Below are 16,157 nucleotides of genomic sequence, written 5' to 3' on the forward strand. Positions count from 1 at the left end.
CTCGATCTCGTCGCGCTGACGACCCAGCTCAGACCGGATCGAGCCAAAAAGCTCAGGATCGCGGTCCGACAAGGACTGGGTGAAAAATCCGGTGTCACGAAGATTGGCGTTCATTGGCGCTCCACATGGCTGGGTAAAATCTTGCGGATTTCCTATCGGAAACGCCACTTTCGCAAAAGGCTTAAAGCGACGATTTGGCCTGCTGCGGCGTCAAGACTGGCCTATTGGGGAAAGGTATGTTTGTTTCGGAACCAAATGTGCAACACCGGAAACCACAAAACATGAAAAAGAGAATCGCCTTTCTCGCCAGTGAGGTCAAAGTGGCGCAAACGGCGCGCGACATCCTGGTGGCCAAACATGGTAACGTGGCACCTCGGGACGCAGATATTGTGGTTGCATTAGGTGGGGACGGCTTCATGTTGCACACCCTGCACAACATGCAGCATCTTGATACTCCGGTCTACGGGATGAATCGCGGCACGATCGGCTTTCTGATGAATGAGTATCACGAAGACGACCTGATGGCGCGGCTGGAGGATGCCGAGGAAGAGGTTATCAACCCGTTGGCCATGCAGGCGATGGATCAATCTGGAAAACTGCACGAGGCACTGGCGATCAACGAAGTGTCATTGCTGCGTGCCGGTCCTCAGGCAGCAAGGCTCAAGATCAGCGTAGACGGCCGGGTGCGCATGGCCGAACTGGTCTGTGACGGGGCGTTGCTTGCCACGCCTGCGGGATCGACCGCCTACAACTATTCCGCGCATGGGCCGATTGTTCCGATTGGCGCTGACGTTCTGGCCCTGACACCCATCGCGGCGTTTCGCCCACGGCGGTGGCGCGGTGCCTTATTGCCGAAAATGGCGAAAGTCAGGTTCGATGTGGTCGAAGCTGACAAGCGCCCGGTCATTGTGGCTGCTGATTCCGTGTCTTTCCCGGATATAGACTGGGTCGAGATCAGGTCGGAACCTGCCATTGCGCACCGTATCCTTTTCGACCCCGGCCATGGGTTGGAAGAACGTCTAATATCCGAACAATTCACATAAAACTAGGATTCCCCTAATTTTTCTCACGCCTGTGTGAAGCAGTTCACAGGAATTCCCTTAACGATTGGCTAATGTGAACTTGCCCGGAGAACGCGCCAAGGTGGGAGTGAGTGGCCACCTGAACGGTGTTTTCGAATGGTTGCGCAGATTTTGCGCTGGCGAGGGTGGGTGGTGCTACGCTCGTCATCAGAAATCCGGGCTTATTTTAGCAGCTGGACCCCGGGCACAATGACCCGGGGTCTATTTTTGCTACATATGATCCCAAAGCGGCAAACACATCTGTCCCACGCGGGCTTCTATCGCGGCGGCGGCATCCACGGCCAGATCCTCGCGCCAGCGCTGTGCCGCGATCTGTACGTTGATAGGTTGAGGCCCTTTGGGAAGATTGGCCAGCCGCGACGGAACGCAAGCTGCTGGCAGTCCTAGAAAGTTCATCGCATAGGAATAGACAGCGCATCCCAAAACATCATGCACGCCTTCCGCGCCTTCGGTGTCCCGGTCAGGTTTGAAAAATGGCTGTGGCAGGAAAGGGGACAAAACCAGCGGGTAGTCCTGCAAAAACAGGGACCATTCGCGTGCATAATGGCTGCGCTTGGCCAGCATCCGAACCAATTCTGTTTCAACGATGGGCGGGAACTCCTGAAAGTAGACGTCAAAGATGTCGCGGATAGTTCTGGAACCAGCGGCTTCAATGTCAGATTTCATCAGGGTCAGCACTTCGCCCATCAAGGTCCGATACCCGATCCGGCCACATTCAAAGACATCGGGTGGATCGAACTCTTCAACGACGTACCCTGCATCGACCAGCGCATCGCGCGCAGTGTCGAGGGCTTTTTCTACCTCGGGGTGCAGGGCATAGCCGAAGGTGTTCTTGGTGAATGCCACCTTGATCGGCTGGTCAAAACGCTCGCCGTGCCAGGGCATTGGAACGTGGAATGGGTCCCGCGCATCGGTGGCGATCAGGCTGGGCATGGACAGGTGCAGATCCGCAGCCGACCGGGTGATCAGGCCCTGAACCGACATTGACTGCGCCAGCAATCCGCGTTCGGCCTTCTGACTTGGGTTCCACGCGGGAACGCGCCCCAACCCCGGTTTGACCGTCACGGCACCGATGGCGGCAGCCGGAAAGCGTAGGCTACCGCCAATATCGTTGCCATGGGCCAGAGCACCGACACCCGCCATCACGGCGGCAGCAGCGCCACCGGATGATCCCCCGGGTGAAATGTGCCGTCCCCACGGGTTGAACGTGCGCCCATGCAGGGGGTTGTCGGTGTCGGCCCTGAAGGAAAACTCGGGCGTATTCGTTCGCCCGATCACAATGGCCCCCGCTTTTTGCAAGTTGCTGACCACCGGCGCGTCATCCGGTGCAATCACATCCTTCAGCGCAATGACACCGTTGGTGGTCGCGTGGCCTTTTTGATCGACATTCACCTTGATTGTTACCGGAACTCCATGCAGCGGGCCGGTCGGCTGACCACGCTCCCGTGCAGCATCTAGCGACTGCGCGCGTTCCAGGGCCTCGGTGCGCAAATCTTCGACGACTGCGTTCAGCGCGGGGTTCACCGCGTCCATGCGATCAATCGAGGCCTGAACCGCCTCGGTTGCACTCAGATCGCCGCGTCGGGTCAGGGTGGTCAGCTCTGTGGCGCTGAGACGCCAGATATTGGTATGTGTCATGGGCCCTCACTGTCTTACAGCGACAGTAGGGGCCCAGATTCAGGTTGCAAGGGCGGACATGGTATGGGCGGCCGATGCCGCCCGATGGTTACTTTGCGTAACCAATTGTCTGCAACGCCACCTTGATCTCATCAAGGATGGCAGGATCGTCAATTGTTGCAGGCATTTTGTAATCTTGACTGTCTGCAATCGACACCATCGTGCCGCGCAGGATCTTACCGGAACGGGTCTTGGGTAACCTGTCGACAACAACAGCCAGTTTGAAGGCGGCCACCGGCCCGATCTTTTCCCGAACCATTTTGACGACTTCCTGAACCACATCGCCATGATCCCGTGTGGCACCAGCATTCAGGCACAGGAAGCCGACCGGCATCTGCCCCTTCAGTTGGTCCGAAACACCGATTACCGCGCATTCTGCCACATCGGGGTGGGCGGCCAACACTTCTTCCATCCCACCCGTCGACAGGCGATGGCCCGCTACGTTGATGACGTCATCGGTGCGCGCCATGATGTAGAGGTACCCGTCTTCGTCAATCATCCCGGCATCGCCGGTTTCGTAATATCCGGGGAAGTGTTCAAGATAAGATTTCTTGAACCGTGCTTCGGCATTCCACAGTGTTGGCAAGGTGCCTGGGGGCAGGGGCAGTTTAACCGCGATGGCACCCAGTTCACCGGCCTTCATCGGGTGACCGCCTTCATCCAGAATTTGCACGTCATAACCCGGCATCGGTTTTGCGGGCGAGCCCAGCTTGACCGGAAGCTCTTCGATACCCAGCGGGTTTCCGGCAATGGCCCAGCCGGTTTCGGTTTGCCACCAATGGTCGATCACCGGAACCTTCAGCGCGTTTTGTGCCCAGATAATTGTGTCAGGGTCAGCCCGTTCGCCTGCCAGATAGAGGGCCTGTAGATGAGACAGATCGTATTTGGCGATCAATTCGCCTTTTGGGTCTTCTCGTTTGACGGCGCGGATGGCTGTAGGTGCGGTGAAGAAGCTTTTGACCTTATGTTCCGAGATCACGCGCCAGAAGGTGCCCGCGTCCGGGGTGCCGACTGGCTTGCCCTCGAACACAATTGTGGTGTTTCCATGGATCAGGGGCGCGTAGCAGATATAGGAGTGTCCCACGACCCAGCCCACGTCGGAGGCTGCCCAGAATACGTCACCCGGATCGACGTTATAGATATTCTTCATCGTCCAGTTCAGTGCCACTAGGTGTCCGGCAGTGGGGCGCACGACCCCTTTGGGTGCACCCGTAGTGCCAGAGGTGTACAGGATATAAGCCGGGTCATTGCCATCGACCGGTACGCATTCAGCCGGTTCGACACCGTATTGGAAGCCATGCCAGTTGAAGTCGCGCCCTTCAATCAACTGAGCGACTTCTTGTTCCCGCTGGAAGATCACACAAAAATCAGGCTTGTGGTTAGCCAGGTCGATCGCGCCGTCAAGCAGGGGCTTATAATGAACCACGCGGCCTGGCTCCATCCCGCAGGACGCGGCGATGATTGCTTTGGGTTTGGCATCGTCGATGCGCACAGCCAGTTCGTTGCTGGCAAACCCGCCGAACACGACTGAATGCACGGCTCCCAGACGGGCACAGGCCAGCATCGCCTCAAGCGCTTCGGGGATCATCGGCATGTAGATGATGACACGGTCACCTTTCTCGACACCCTTTGCCCGCAGCGCGCCGGCCAGAGTGGCCACGCGGTTGCGAAGCTCGACATAGGATATCTCGCGCTTGGTGTGGGTGATGGGGCTGTCATAGATGATGGCGGTTTGTTCACCGCGCCCGTTTTCCACATGACGGTCTACGGCATTCCAACAGGTATTGACCCGCGCGTCGCTGAACCATTCGTACAAAGGCGCATTGTCGTCGAACAGTGCCTTGCTGGGGGCCTTGACCCAATCGATCCCTTTTGCGGCGTTCATCCAGAACGCTTCGGGGTCGGTCTTCCAGCTGTCATAAACGTCCTGATACGCCATTTCGTCCTCCTCACAACGGCCTGGACATTGTGTTAGGTCGCAGAAAACATCCGGGCAAGCGCGACGCATGACGACGCGTCAGTTTATCGCAAATAATTTGCAGATCAGCGGAATATGACTTGCAAATTTTTGCAAAATCGCAGGCGTAGCAGAGTTTTCATCGCCGCAGCGGATGGATTTGCAAAGTTGCAAACTTTTGCATGCAAATCTTGCACCCCCTCCGGGAATCATCTCAACCAGCCGTTTTGGCGTAACGTGGCAGCTTGTCCTGAAGGTTCAGCCAGGGCAGGTGATCGGCGTGGAACACGTGAAACTGTGGTGGCAGGGTTTCCGGTTCGTCCAGCGTTGCGGTGTAAAGATGTATGTTCACGCTATCGCGCGCTGTGCGATAGGCCATCTGGGTTCCGCAATTGCCACAAAACAGACGCTCGACCCCTTCGGATGAACGATAGATCTTTGGTGCCTGACCCAACCATCTGACTGCTTCATGCGGCAGCCCGAAAAAAGCCGTGACCGGCGCGGCGCAGTTTCGCCTGCAATCTGAACAGTGGCAATAACAGCTCCACGCGGCTTGGGCATCGCTTTCCCAATGCACGGCGTTGCAGTGGCAATGTCCTTTCATGCGCTTCCCCCCTGTTGACAGGGGCGCCAGCAAGGCTGCCCCCGGTTAACCGTAATGCGCCACGGGTGTTCCTGCAATCGCCGCCATGTTCAGCAGACCGCGCGCGGTGATGGATGGAGTAACAATATGGGCCTTGTTGCCCATTCCCATCAGGATCGGGCCAACTTCAATCCCGTCCGCCTTCATCTTCAGAATATTGCGCACGCCGCTGGCCGCATCTGCGTGGGCGAATATCAGAACGTTGGCCGCCCCTTCCAACCGCGACGCCGGGAAGATGCGCGCCCGCAGGTCTGCATCCAAAGCCGCATCCAGGTTCATTTCGCCTTCATAGACAAAATCGCGCGGCTGCCGATCAAGGATTTCCAGCGCCGCCCGCAGCCGTTTGCCTGATCCTTCAGCCTGATTGCCAAATTGCGATTGCGAACAGAAGGCGATCTTGGGCTCGATCCCGAACCGGCGAACATGTCGCGCAGCACCAATGGTGGTTTCTGCCAGTTCTTCCGGCGACGGCAATTGCCGGACATGCGTGTCGGCGATGAACAGGGGGCCGTCTTCCAAAATCATCAGCGACAACGCGCCGTGCGGGCGCAGGTTGCCCTCGTCAAGCACCTGCTCAACATAGTTCAGGTGCCAGCGGAATTCACCAAATGTGCCGCAGATCATGCTGTCCGCTTCGCCACGATGCACCATGATCGCACCGATGGCTGTCGTGTTGGTGCGCATAATCGCCTTTGCCAGATCCGGCGTCACACCGCGGCGCTGCATGATCTGGTGGTAGGAAGTCCAATAATCGTAATAGCGCGGGTCGTTCTCCGGGTTAACGATCTGACAGTCCTTGCCCGGACGAATGGTCAGCCCCAGCTTTTCACACCGGGTTTCGATCACATCGGGTCGCCCGATCAGAATTGGCGTTTCCGTCGTCTCTTCGAGAATGGCCTGCGCGGCTCTCAGAACCCTTTCATCTTCACCTTCGGCAAAAACGATGCGACGGGATGCGACGGCCGCAGCCTCGAACACAGGACGCATCAGAAGGGCAGATTTGAAGACAGTCTGGTTGAGCTTTTCCTTATAGGCGTCAAAGTCGTCGATAGGGCGTTTTGCAACACCGCTTTCCATGGCGGCTTTGGCGACCGCCGATGACACCACGCCCACAAGACGCGGGTCAAATGGTTTTGGGATCAGGTAATCCGGGCCAAAGGTCAGTTGCTCGCCCTTATAGGCAGCCGCGGCTTCGGCGCTTGTGGTTGCGCGCGCCATCTCAGCGATACCATCCACGCAGGCAATCTGCATCGCGTCGTTGATCTCGGTCGCGCCGACGTCCAATGCACCCCTGAAGATAAACGGAAAACACAACACGTTGTTGACTTGATTGGGAAAATCGCTGCGACCCGTGGCGATGATTGCGTCTGGTGCCACTGCGCGCGCGTCCTCTGGCAGGATTTCCGGCGTCGGGTTGGCCAGGGCGAAGATAATCGGGCGGCTGGCCATTTTCCGGACCATGTCAGGCTTCAGAACATTTGGTCCGCTGAGACCTAAAAACAGGTCAGCCCCACCGATCACATCGTCCAGCGTCCGCAAGTTCGACTTCTGCTCGAACTGTGACTTGTGCGGGTTCATGTCCTCGGCCCGTCCTTCGTAGACAAGCCCGTGAATGTCGCACAGCCAAATGTTTTCACGTTTCACGCCCAGCTTGACGAGCATGGTCAGGCACGCGATCCCGGCGGCCCCGCCACCGGTTGACACGACCTTGATGTCCTCAAAAGACTTTCCGGCCACATGTAGCGCATTCTTGGCCGCAGCCCCGACCACAATGGCAGTTCCGTGCTGGTCATCATGGAAAACCGGGATGTTCATACGTTCACGGCAGAGCTTTTCGACGATGAAGCAATCGGGGGCCTTGATGTCTTCAAGGTTAATGGCGCCAAATGTCGGTTCAAGGGCACAGACGATATTCGCCAGCTTTTCGGGATCGGGCTGATCGACCTCGATATCAAAACAGTCAATGCCCGCGAACTTTTTGAACAGAACAGCCTTGCCTTCCATAACCGGCTTCGACGCGAGAGCCCCGATATTCCCCAGGCCGAGCACGGCGGTGCCGTTTGACACCACAGCAACAAGGTTAGCGCGCGCGGTGTACCGCTCGGCATTGGCTGCATCGGCCTTGATTTCAAGACTTGCCTCCGCCACGCCGGGCGAATAGGCGCGGGCCAGATCGCGACCGTTGGCCATAGGTTTGGTGGCCTTGATCTCAAGCTTTCCGGGTTTGGGAAATTCATGATATTCGAGCGCAGCTTGTCGCAGGCTGGGGGTGTCAGACATCGGCGATTCAGCTCCCATTGAGAATTTGATTTAGCCTTAAACTATTTATTTGAACTTGGCTACGCTACGTAACTCTGCCGTGATGTCGCAACCAGAATCCGGATTGATATTGTCTGAGTTCATTTTCACCTTTTCACATTGCGACGTCCAAGATCACTCTGGCAAGGCCGTCGTGACATTCAGGCCTGATGACATGGCTGGTAACCAATGAGGGATCAGTAGGTTGGATGTTGGTTGCAGCGATGCTGGGCAGTTGTTGTCGCCCAGATTTTGGTCGAGTTCACCGCGCTGAACGGCGGAATTTTACCCGTGATCATTGAAATGCGGTTCTTCGCTGCGGAAGAAATGCCGGGGATGTTTTTTTCGGTTGGCATTTTGGCGTCTGTTCTGATCGGATGGCCAAAGTTGCAATTCGAAGAGAATACTGATGACCAAGACATCCGATCTGGCGAAAACGCACGCTGAGATTCGCCTGCCCACGCGGGAAATTCGCGACGACATCCCCTTTTACACGAAAAAACTGGGGATGAAGATGGACATGATCTATCCCGCTGACGATCCGCGCGTCGCGGTGTTTTCGGGGCATGGCGTGCGGTTGCGCATTGAAAAAGACGCACCGGAAAGCCCTGGAACCTTGCGTATTCTGACGGATAATCCGTCTGATTTCGCGGGTGGTGAACGCGTTCTGGTGGCGCCAAATGGCACCCGGGTCGAAATTGAAGAACGAAATCCGCCACTGGTGATGCCAGAGACCGTGCATTCCTTTGTCGTGCGCAGGCTCAAGGATCAGGCCCCTTGGATCATCGGTCGGGCCGGGATGCACTATCGCGATCTGGTGCCGGATCGGCTGGGCGGGTCGATCATCGCCAGTCATATCCGCATTCCCGATGGCGGACCGGTCCCGGACATGGTGCATTTTCACAAGGTCGGGTTTCAGCTGATCTTTTGCATCCATGGCTGGGTGGATGTGGTCTATGAGGATCAGGGCGAGAAAATGCGCCTGACAGCGGGGGACTGCTTTATTCAACCACCGGAAATCCGGCACCGTGTTCTCGAAGCCTCTGATAATGTTCAGGTCATCGAGATTGGAGTGCCGGCTGAGCATGTCACGGAAATCGACCATGACATGATACTTCCCACTCCGCACATCCGCCCGGACCGCGAATGGCAGGGGCAACGTTTTGTCTATAATCAGGCCAAGGGTGCCGAGTGGATGCCCTTCCGTCTTCCGGGTTACATCTGCCGCGACACCACGATTGCCGAGAACACCAAGGGCGTCGCTGGGGTGCAGGTTGTGCGCAAAGGATCGGGTGATCCGGAATGGGCCATCCATGACACCGACATTCACTTTACCTTTGTGATGGACGGAGAGGTCACCCTGGAAGGAGAGGGGCGCGATCCCTACCGGCTGGAGCAAGGGGATGCGTTCGTCATCCCACCTGGGATGCGCACACGGCTGTCCGACCCAACAGAAAATATCGAATTGTTGGAAGTCACCTTACCCGGTACCTTCAACACAACGCTGGGTTAAGCGAAGAACACGGGTCGGGGGCTTCAAATTCCCCGCTTTAATACGTTAGCGTGCAAATTTCTGACCAGATGATCAAAAAAATGGGGAATCGCCATGTCGCTGAAAGACGCCGCCTTGTCTGTCCGGGAAAACGCCTACGCGCCATATTCGAACTTCAAAGTTGGCGCAGCGCTCCGGTCTTCTTCGGGTCATGTCTTTTCCGGGTGCAACGTCGAAAATGTGGCCTATCCCGAGGGCACCTGCGCGGAAGCAGGTGCAATTGCCGCAATGGTGGCCGCGGGTGAGCAGGAACTGACCGAAGTCTACGTGGTTGCCTCCAGCCCTCAGCCTGTGCCGCCTTGCGGTGGATGCCGTCAGAAGCTGGCCGAGTTTGGCAAGCGCGATGTAAAGGTCACTCTGGCAACCGTAGATGGTGCGGAGTTTGAGACAACCATCGGAGATTTGCTGCCGGGTGCGTTTGACGCGTCGCACATGGAAGATGTCTGAACGCATGGACGCCCGTTCAATCATAGCCAAACTGCGCAGGCACGAAGTTCCAGGCCGCGACGAGCTGATCTGGTTCGCGCAAGGGTTGGCAGACGGCAGCGTCAGCGATGCGCAGGCCGGGGCGTTTGCCATGGCCGTCTGTATGGGCGGGCTGGGCCCTCAGGGGCGTGCGGACTTGACGATTGCGATGCGCGATAGCGGCGATGTTGTCAGTTGGGATGTGGACGGGCCGGTGATCGACAAGCACTCGACCGGTGGGGTCGGGGACTGTGTCAGCCTTGTGCTTGCTCCGGCGCTGGCGGAATGCGGTGCGTTTGTTCCGATGATCTCGGGCCGGGGTTTGGGACACACGGGTGGAACGCTTGACAAGCTCGAGGCGATTCCGGGTGTCAGCACTCAGATCAGTCAGGACCGACTTGCGCAGATATTGCGCGAAACGGGCGCGGCTATCGTCGGCGCGACGGGCCAGATTGCACCGGCGGACAAGCGGCTTTATGCGGTTCGGGACGTGACGGCGACGGTTGAAAGTCTGGATCTGATCACAGCATCGATCCTGTCTAAAAAGCTGGCGGCCAGCCCGGATGCGTTGGTTCTTGACGTCAAGGTCGGCAGCGGTGCCTTTATGAAAACAATTGAGGATGCCCGTAAGCTGGCCACAGCATTGACCGAGACCGCAAACGCGGCCGGGTGCCGGACTTCGGCGGTGATCACCGACATGAACCAGCCTTTGGCATCGGCGCTGGGCAATGCACTGGAGGTCGCGGAAGTGATGAAGGTTCTGACCGGTCCGGATGCTTCGCCTCTGGTGGATATTTCTGCCGAGTTGGGCGGCGTCCTGTTGGCCGATGCAGGCATGTGCAAATCGGTCGAGGAGGGGCGCGAGCAGATCGCCGAGATCATCCGTGACGGTCGCGCCGCCGAACGGTTTGGTCGCATGTTGGCTGCGGTTGGTGGTCCTGTGAAATTTGTCGATACCTGGACCCGTTTCCTTCCTGAGGCGAGCGTTATTCAGGAGGTTCCTGCCTCCGAAGACGGTTACATCTCCTCCATCAACGGAGAGGCTCTGGGCCTTGCGGTCGTCGCGCTGGGTGGCGGCCGTCAGGTCGAAAGCGATGAGATCGATCCAGCAGTAGGAATATCCAACATCCTCAGGCTGGGGGATCGTGTGTCCAAAGGTTCACCGATTGCCGTGGTCCACGCTGCGCGGGAAGACGCCGCACGGCGCGCGGCGGAAACTGTGCTAAGCGCGATGACGATCAGCGATACAGCTCCCAAGCGTCCCGATCTGATCCACGAAAGGATCAGCGTATGAGCCGTGCATTCCTTGTGGTTATGGATTCCGTCGGAATAGGCGGGGCACCCGACGCAGATCAGTTTTTCAACGGTGATGTCCCGGATACCGGGGCAAACACGCTGGCCCATATCGCCCAAGCCTGCGCGGAAGGCCGTGCAGAAGAGGGGCGCACCGGCCCTTTGCACCTGCCCAATCTGGACGCGCTGGGTTTGGGCGCGGCTGTGCGGCTGGCGTCTGGAGAGGCCACTCCGGGCCTCGATGCCGAACCCGCTGGACTATGGGGCTGCGCGCGTGAGCATTCGCCCGGTAAGGACACGCCCTCAGGCCACTGGGAACTGGCGGGCCTGCCGGTGCCCTGGGATTGGCATTACTTTCCGAACACGGTTCCGGCTTTTCCAACGGAATTGAGCCGCGCGGCAGCCGAAGCTGCCGGGACCGAAGGCATTCTTGGCGACTGCCACGCGTCCGGAACAGCGATCATTGCCGAGCTGGGCGCCGAGCATATGCGCACCGGCTGGCCGATCTGCTACACATCCGCTGACAGTGTATTTCAGATCGCGGCTCATGAGGAAAGCTTTGGGCTGGAACGGTTGCTGGACATGTGCCGCGCGCTTGCACCGCGTTTGCATCAGATGAAAGTCGGGCGTGTCATTGCGCGCCCCTTTGTCGGAACGCCTGAGGCGGGGTTTGATCGGACGACCAATCGCAAGGATTTCGCCATTCTGCCCCCGGCACCGGTGCTGACCAATTGGGTGCAGGATGCAGGGCGGCGGGTTCATGCTGTAGGTAAGATCGGCGACATCTTCTCGATGCAAGGGATCAACACGCTGCGCAAAGGGTCGGATGCCCAGCTAATGCAGCACCTGTCTGACCTTGTGGACGAGGCGGAAGAGGGCAGTCTGGCCTTCGCCAACTTTGTCGAGTTCGACAGCCTGTACGGACATCGCCGGGACATCAGCGGATATGCGCGTGCGTTGGAATGGTTCGACCGCGAGATCGGAGAAGTCCTTAAGAAGCTTCACCCGGGCGACCTGTTGCTGTTGACTGCTGATCATGGCAATGACCCAAGCTGGACCGGAACAGATCACACCCGTGAACAGGTTCCGGTTCTGATTGCGGGGCAGGGTGCGGGACAGATCGGGCAAGTGGATTTTGCCGATATCGCGGCCAGCATTGCCCATCATCTGAATATTCCGGCGCAAGGGCCGGGAAGGAACTTTTTATGAGCGTTGCAGACCTGCCCAAAATTGAACTGCATCTTCACCACGAAGGTGCAGCGCCTCCGGCCTTCATCCGCCAGCTTGCGCATGAAAAACGTGTGGATCTGAGCGGTATCTTCAAGGCGGACGGGTCGTATGATTTTCGTGATTTCGCGCATTTTCTGAGCGTGTACGAAGCCGCTTGCGAAGTTCTGAAAACGCCCGAAGACTTCCGGCGGCTGACATTGGCCATTCTTGAGGAAAGCGCTGAAAATGGCGTGGTTTATTCCGAGACCTTCCTCAGCCCTGATTTTTGCGGCGGTGGCGACCTGCATGCGTGGCGGGATTATCTGAACGCCATTCAGGATGCGGCAGACGAGGCCGAGCGTAAATTTGGTATCACCTTGCGCGGTGTCGTTACCTGTGTCCGCCATTTTGGCGCCGAACAAGCCAGGCGAAGTGCCCATTGTGCGGCCGAGACCGCCGGAAACTGGATCACCGGTTTCGGCATGGGCGGCAACGAATCCATCGGCACGCAGGGCGACTTCAAATGGTCTTTCGATTGTGCCCGCGAAGCCGGGCTGCGCCTGACCACGCATGCAGGTGAGTTTGGCGGTCCGGACAGTGTGCGCGACGCTGTGCGCGATCTGGGGGTTGAGCGTATCGGGCACGGCGTCCGCGCCATCGAAGACCTTGATCTTGTTCGTGAACTGGTTGACCGGGATATCACGCTTGAAGTGTGTCCGGGTTCGAATGTGGTTCTGGGCCTTTTCCCGGATTTTGCTGCCCACCCCATCGCGAAACTGCGCGATGCGGGCGTAAAGGTTACGGTTTCCACCGACGATCCTCCGTTTTTTCACACGACCATGCGGCGGGAATATGAGATGTTGAACGCGGCTTTCGGTTGGGAGGCTGGGGATTTTGCGGCAATGAATGAGATGGCCCTGAATGCGGCCTTCTGCGATGAAGACACCCGCGCGCGGGTCAAGAAAAGACTGGAGAACACATGAGCGAACATCTGACCGTCGTCGATCACCCGCTGGTGCAACACAAGCTGACGCTCATGCGGGACAAGGGCACCTCGACCGCCGGGTTCCGGCAGTTGTTGCGCGAAATCACATTGCTGCTGGCCTACGAGGTCACGCGCGACATTCCCTTGACCACGCGCAATATCGAAACGCCGATGGAAGAGATGGACGCCCCCATTCTGGCAGGTAAGAAAATGGCGCTGGTGTCAATCCTGCGCGCCGGAAACGGGATGCTGGATGGGGTGCTTGAACTTGTGCCTTCAGCACGCGTCGGTTTCGTGGGGCTGTATCGCGACGAAGAAACGCTGAAACCCGTACAGTATTATTTCAAGGCCCCCGAAAGCCTGAAGGACCGTTTGGTCATTGCGGTGGATCCAATGCTGGCCACCGGCAACAGCTCGGCCGCGGCCATTGACCTGCTGAAAGAGGCCGGGGCGACGGATATTCGCTTTCTGTGCCTGTTGGCGGCACCCGAAGGTGTCGCGCGGATGAAAGAAGCGCACCCTGACGTGCGTATCGTTACAGCAGCGCTGGACCGCGAGTTGAACTCGAAAGGCTACATCATGCCCGGTCTGGGGGATGCCGGTGACCGGATGTTCGGAACCAAGTAACCCGGTTTATTCGCCGCAAATATTCTGTAGCCGGACCCAGTCGCGGTCCGGCAGCACCTGTTCCAGCGCCCTTCCCGCCATTGGATCCGCTTCGATCAGGCCAAGAACGGTTTCGCCGGTCACATCACGGGCATAGGCGTAGGGGGTTGACGGAAGCGCGCTTTGCGAGAACAGCGCCAGCAAATCGTCGTCAGAAATGGCCGGGCGGGGCTGTGACAGGACCTTCTCGGTATATATGTCGATAATCTCGGACGTCAGTCCGCCGGTTGTCAGCAGTCTAAAGGCAGAGGTTGCGCCGGTCCTGTCCAGCAAGTCATCCAGCGGGTCTTTGTGCGCGGTCCGCGCCCGTTCAGCAATCACATAGCCCGCTGCGACCGCAGGGTCTTCGTAATCCTCTACCAAAGCACGGCTTAGCAGGACTGTGCCGCCAGGCAGGCTGAGGCTGTCCTGAACGCCTGCGGGCAGAATGATGATTTGCCGTACGCCGGTGCGCCGGGCCAATTGTTCCAGTGAATCCCGAGCATCCCGCGACGTACAGGCCCGGCCCGAGACGCGCTCGATCCGATGCAAGATCATATCGCCGATTTCTTGCCGTTTAACTTGGGGCACGACCGAGACAACATGGTTTTGCAGCGCACCGGGCAGCCAGAACAGCAACAGCGCCAGCACAGCGGCCACGACGCCTCCGACACTCAGCCAGCGCAAACGCCCCGGGTGGGGGCGGGACCGATCTATAGCGCGCTGCAATCGGTCGATCGCTTCAAGCATCGTGGTTTCGGATTCGGCCAGCTCAAGCGTCTCATCCGGATCACCGTCCGGGTTGAATATGGCCGGAAAGGAACCTGGGTTTTGGCGTTCAAGTGCCGCCAGCGACCAGTGAGTCAGCGCCCTGTCATTGAAATCGGAAATGGTCAGGGTGGCTTCGCCGATAGACACCACAACCTCGCGCCGCTGTTCATCGGGCGAGGGGCGCCACAGACCGGTGGCTTCGATCCGCTGGTACTGTTTCAGGGCCGTCATCTGGGTGGGTCTGCTCGAATTTGTTTTGCCGCAGCTTAGCATGGTGAAATCGCAGGGCGCAAACCTGTTGCGCAGTCACTGCGAATTGTGCTGGATACCCGAAAGGATCGAGACTGTCGGTCCACGATCACAATCAGGACACGACTTCATGCAGGCGCATTCCTCATCTTCTGCTGTGCTGGCTTCGGCCCTGATGGTCAGTGCTATGGCAATTATCGGCGTCATCGACAATGTTGTGATCCTTTTGGCCGAAACCGTCGGGCTGTGGCAGTTCCATCTGACCCGTGCACTGTTGATGCTGCCGCTGATAGTTGGCCTGTCGTTTCTGGGGCTGGGCGGGTTGAGGCCCGTGCGGTGGGGTCCTGTCATTTTGCGCAGCGTTCTGATTACCACGGCAATGCTGTTCTATTTTGCATCCCTTGCCATGATGCCTATTGCACAGGCGCTGGCAGGGTTGTTCACCTCACCGATTTTTGTGCTGCTGATCTCCGCTCTGGTGCTCAGGCAACCAATAGGGCCGTGGCGCATACTGGCCGTACTGACTGGATTTACTGGCATCCTTCTGGTGCTTCAGCCAAACCCCGGCGATTTTGACCTGCGCACGTTGGTGCCCGTGGCGGCGGGGTTTTTCTATGCCCTCAGTTCGATCCTCACGCGTACACATTGTTCTCAGGAAAGCACTGTGGCCATGCTGGCCGTCATGGTCATTACGCTGGGTTTGGCAGGTGCGATGGGGCTCACGTTTCTGACAATCTCGCCGGTCGTTACGGCAGACGGTGCCGAGGGGTTTGTTACGCGTGGGTGGGTCTGGGATATGGGGCCTGCCATACCGTGGCTGGTTACTCAGGCTATCGGTTCTACAATCGCGGTTTTCATGCTGATCAAGGCATATCAGGTGGGCGAGCCGTCTTATGTGGCGGTGTTCGAGTATTCTGTCATGATTTTCGGCCCGCTTTTCGCTTTTGCGGCCTTTGGACAAACCATTGGCGTCTTTCAGATTTCGGGCATCCTTATGATTGCGGCAGCGGGTCTGTTGCTGGGGTGGCGCGCCAGCCGATCATCTGACCAGCAAAAAGTTGCCTGACGCGATTGGGTCGTATGTACGCCTAAGCCAGACCGTTTTGTTATTTCCGTATCCAGTGAAACGCCGTGGATTCGGAGGATCGACAAATGGCATTCGTTTCAGAAATGGCAAAAATGCTCGGTGAGCTTTCTGGAGTGTTCACGAAAACCCTCGGTAATTACGCGGAATTGGTCAAAAATGGGCGCAAATATGTCTGAAATGTGACGGGCAGAATTTTTGGTGTTAGCTCATTGGCATAACCGTTTTGTGCCAAAAGGGGGTAAGG

The 16,157-nt window shown here is 57.9% G+C and carries 14 protein-coding genes; 8 read left to right on the forward strand and 6 right to left on the reverse strand.

Features of this window, described 5'->3' with window-relative positions:
• The first annotated feature begins 236 nt into the window (after positions 1-236).
• The gene (locus tag ACR0ID_RS00005; protein ID WP_480517711.1) at positions 237-1,043 is read left to right on the forward strand and encodes an NAD kinase; all 807 of its coding nucleotides are present in this window, start codon (positions 237-239) and stop codon (positions 1,041-1,043) included.
• Positions 1,044-1,292: 249 nt separating this feature from the next.
• Here the strand turns inward: ACR0ID_RS00005 and ACR0ID_RS00010 are convergent, their stop codons facing one another.
• The 5 genes from ACR0ID_RS00010 to ACR0ID_RS00030 form a co-directional block, all read right to left on the reverse strand.
• The gene (locus tag ACR0ID_RS00010) at positions 1,293-2,720 is read right to left on the reverse strand and encodes an amidase family protein (RefSeq protein WP_480603042.1); all 1,428 of its coding nucleotides are present in this window, start codon (positions 2,718-2,720) and stop codon (positions 1,293-1,295) included.
• A gap of 88 nt (positions 2,721-2,808) precedes the next feature.
• A complete protein-coding gene (gene prpE / locus ACR0ID_RS00015; protein WP_480473554.1) occupies positions 2,809-4,698 on the reverse strand; it encodes a propionate-CoA ligase PrpE in 1,890 nt (629 codons plus the stop codon).
• Between the two features lie 232 nt (positions 4,699-4,930).
• Positions 4,931-5,320, reverse strand: a complete 390-nt coding sequence (locus ACR0ID_RS00020; RefSeq protein ID WP_480603044.1) for a GFA family protein — start codon at positions 5,318-5,320, stop codon at positions 4,931-4,933.
• Positions 5,321-5,365: 45 nt separating this feature from the next.
• Positions 5,366-7,639 carry an NADP-dependent malic enzyme gene (locus tag ACR0ID_RS00025; RefSeq protein ID WP_480603045.1) on the reverse strand — a complete coding sequence of 758 codons (2,274 nt, stop codon included), beginning with the start codon at positions 7,637-7,639 and terminating at the stop codon, positions 5,366-5,368.
• 215 nt (positions 7,640-7,854) lie between these two features.
• On the reverse strand, positions 7,855-8,013 hold the full coding sequence (locus ACR0ID_RS00030; RefSeq protein ID WP_480473551.1) for a hypothetical protein: 159 nt from the start codon (positions 8,011-8,013) through the stop codon (positions 7,855-7,857).
• A gap of 53 nt (positions 8,014-8,066) precedes the next feature.
• Between ACR0ID_RS00030 and ACR0ID_RS00035 the strand changes: the two genes are divergently transcribed.
• From ACR0ID_RS00035 to upp, 6 genes are all read left to right on the forward strand, one after another.
• Entirely contained in the window at positions 8,067-9,170 is a 1,104-nt protein-coding gene (locus ACR0ID_RS00035) for a cupin domain-containing protein (protein WP_480603048.1), read from the forward strand.
• A gap of 93 nt (positions 9,171-9,263) precedes the next feature.
• Positions 9,264-9,656: a cytidine deaminase gene (locus ACR0ID_RS00040; RefSeq protein ID WP_267365809.1), complete on the forward strand. Its 393-nt coding sequence runs from the start codon at positions 9,264-9,266 to the stop codon at positions 9,654-9,656.
• A gap of 4 nt (positions 9,657-9,660) precedes the next feature.
• Positions 9,661-10,968 (forward strand): thymidine phosphorylase, encoded by a 1,308-nt coding sequence (locus ACR0ID_RS00045; protein ID WP_480603050.1) that lies wholly within the window; start codon positions 9,661-9,663, stop codon positions 10,966-10,968.
• Positions 10,965-12,176 carry a phosphopentomutase gene (locus tag ACR0ID_RS00050; RefSeq protein ID WP_480603052.1) on the forward strand — a complete coding sequence of 404 codons (1,212 nt, stop codon included), beginning with the start codon at positions 10,965-10,967 and terminating at the stop codon, positions 12,174-12,176. The genes ACR0ID_RS00045 and ACR0ID_RS00050 overlap by 4 nt, the downstream gene beginning before the upstream one ends.
• Positions 12,173-13,159, forward strand: a complete 987-nt coding sequence (locus tag ACR0ID_RS00055; RefSeq protein ID WP_480603054.1) for an adenosine deaminase — start codon at positions 12,173-12,175, stop codon at positions 13,157-13,159. The genes ACR0ID_RS00050 and ACR0ID_RS00055 overlap by 4 nt, the downstream gene beginning before the upstream one ends.
• Positions 13,156-13,788, forward strand: a complete 633-nt coding sequence (gene upp / locus ACR0ID_RS00060) for a uracil phosphoribosyltransferase (RefSeq protein WP_480473547.1) — start codon at positions 13,156-13,158, stop codon at positions 13,786-13,788. The genes ACR0ID_RS00055 and upp overlap by 4 nt, the downstream gene beginning before the upstream one ends.
• 6 nt (positions 13,789-13,794) lie before the next feature.
• Here upp and ACR0ID_RS00065 read toward each other — a convergent pair whose 3' ends face one another.
• Positions 13,795-14,808, reverse strand: a complete 1,014-nt coding sequence (locus tag ACR0ID_RS00065) for a hypothetical protein (protein WP_480603056.1) — start codon at positions 14,806-14,808, stop codon at positions 13,795-13,797.
• A 148-nt stretch (positions 14,809-14,956) separates the two neighbouring features.
• On the opposite strand from ACR0ID_RS00065, the gene ACR0ID_RS00070 reads away from it, so the two are divergent.
• A complete protein-coding gene (locus ACR0ID_RS00070; protein WP_480603058.1) occupies positions 14,957-15,892 on the forward strand; it encodes a DMT family transporter in 936 nt (311 codons plus the stop codon).
• Positions 15,893-16,157 lie beyond the last annotated feature (265 nt).

It is taken from the genome of Ruegeria sp. AL2 (assembly GCF_056540845.1).